This window comes from Micromonospora sp. MH33 (assembly GCF_003013775.1).
In the GTDB taxonomy this organism is placed as follows: Bacteria; Actinomycetota; Actinomycetes; order Mycobacteriales; family Micromonosporaceae; genus Micromonospora; species Micromonospora fulviviridis.
In genome coordinates this window covers 1-1,904 of the sequence record NZ_MUYZ01000580.1, presented here as the reverse complement: position 1 = coordinate 1,904, position 1,904 = coordinate 1, and the positions used below count along the sequence as shown (strand labels likewise).

Sequence of the window (1,904 nt, the reverse complement as noted above, 5' to 3'; positions counted from 1 at the left end):
CCCGCCGCCGCCGGCCCACCGGCCGGTCGGACCGCCGCGCCGGTCCCGCCGCCGCCGTACCGGCCGGTCGCGGTGACCGCCCCGACCGTGGTCCGGGTGCCCGCGCCCCGCCCGCCGATTCCCGTGAAGATCCTCATCGCCGGCGGCTTCGGGGTGGGCAAGACCACCACGGTGGGCGCGATCTCCGAGATCGCCCCGCTGACCACCGAGGCGGAGATGACCAGCGCCGGGATCGGCGTCGACGACCCGGGCACGGTCCCGGAGAAGACCACCACCACGGTGGCCATGGACTTCGGCTGCGTCACCATCGACCGCAGCCTCAAGCTCTACCTCTTCGGTACGCCCGGCCAGGCCCGCTTCGGGTTCATGTGGGACGACCTGGCCCGGGGCGCGCTCGGCGCGCTGGTGGTGGTGGACAGCGCGCGGCTCGACGACTGCTACCCGGCGATCGACTACTTCGAGCGGGCCGGGCTGCCGTTCGCGGTGGCGGTGAACGCCTTCGACGGCCGGCTGGCCCTCGACCTGCCCTCGGTCCGCTGGGCGCTGGCGATCGGCGAGCACGTGCCGCTGGTGCAGTTCGACGCCCGGGACCGGCTCTCCGTACGGGACGCGCTGCTGGTCGTCCTGGACCGGGCCTTGGACCGGGCGACCCGGGAGAAGGGTGCCTGAACCGACCGTCGGTTCCGACCCGTGGTGACGGAAGAGGTGGACGTGATGAGAGGTGATCTGGACGAGACCCTGGCCCGGCTGGCCCGGCGCGAGGAGGCGCTGCGCCGCCGGGCGCCGCTGCCCGGCGAGCAGGACGAGCAGTTCGAGGCGGCCGGGCCGGTTGACGCGCCGGCGGACGGGCGGGCGGGGCACGGCGCGCACCGGCTGCGCGGGGGCAACCCGCCGGAGCAGCGGGACCCGGTCGAGGAGGTGGCCGAGGCGGTCCGCCGGGTGGTCGCCGAGCACCCCGGGCTGGCCGTCGTCCTGCGGGTGGAGCGGGGCGGGCAGGCGTACCCGTTGCGGGTCTCCTGGTCCGGCCCGGAGGTGACGGTCGGCGCGGCGCCCGCGCCGGCGCCCCCACCGGCCTGGCCCATGTCGGTGAAGACCGTGCCGGCCCCCGGACAGGACGGGATGGCCCCCGACCCGGCGGCCCGGCTGGCCGACATGATCCGGCGCGATCCCTCGCTGCTGGAGGACACCGGCCCGCTCTGACGCCGCCGACCGGGCCCGCCGGCACGACGTGGTGCCGGCGGCTACTGTCGGGCGGTGGCGGAACCCGACCTGACCCTGACCGCGAGCCTGCGGCCGGCGGCGCTGGACGCCCGGCGCGGCGTCGTCCGCCTGCACCCCGAGGTGCTGACCGCGCTGGCGCTGCGCCCCGGCGACCCGGTGCGGCTGGGCGGCCGCCGGGTGACCGCCGGCATCGCCGCCCCGGCCGGGCCGAGCGCGAGCAGCGCCCTGCTCTACGCCGACGACCTGCTGCTGGGCAACCTGGGCCTGCGCGACGGCGGGCAGGTCACGGTGAGCCCGCTGCCGGCGGTCCCGCTGCGCCGGGTCACCCTGGCCGGCCCGGTCGGCGTCGTCGCCGCCGTCTCCCCGGAGATGCTCCGGCTCGCGCTGCTCGGCAAGGTGGTCACCGCCGGCGACGACGTCTCGCTGCTGCCCCAGGACGTGCTCCCCGACGCCGCGCTGCGCGGCCTGGTCGAGGCCGCCCGGCGCAGCCTCGCCAGCACCGTCGGGTACGCCTGGACCAGCACCCTGCTCACCGTGGTGGCGGCCGAACCGGCAACCGGCGCGCTGGTCACCATGGACACCGTGGTCGGCTGGGAGCACGGCCCGGCCACCCGCGGCTCCGGCCCGGCCGGCGAGGCGGGCCCGGCGGGTGCGGTGGCCCCGGCCGGACCGGCCACGACCGC

Annotated in this window: 2 protein-coding genes and 1 pseudogene; all 3 read left to right on the top strand. The window is 77.9% G+C overall.

All coding sequences use genetic code 11. The features are described 5' to 3' along the window. Nucleotides 1-72 precede the first annotated feature (72 nt). Entirely contained in the window at nt 73-669 is a 597-nt protein-coding gene (locus tag B0E53_RS36040; protein WP_107079878.1) for an ATP/GTP-binding protein, read from the top strand. Nucleotides 670-714: 45 nt separating this feature from the next. Next, nucleotides 715-1,200 carry a hypothetical protein gene (locus B0E53_RS36035; protein WP_107079877.1) on the top strand — a complete coding sequence of 162 codons (486 nt, stop codon included), beginning with the start codon at nt 715-717 and terminating at the stop codon, nt 1,198-1,200. A 54-nt stretch (nt 1,201-1,254) separates the two neighbouring features. Next, nucleotides 1,255-1,904, top strand: a pseudogene (locus B0E53_RS36030) (ATPase); the annotation flags it as partial.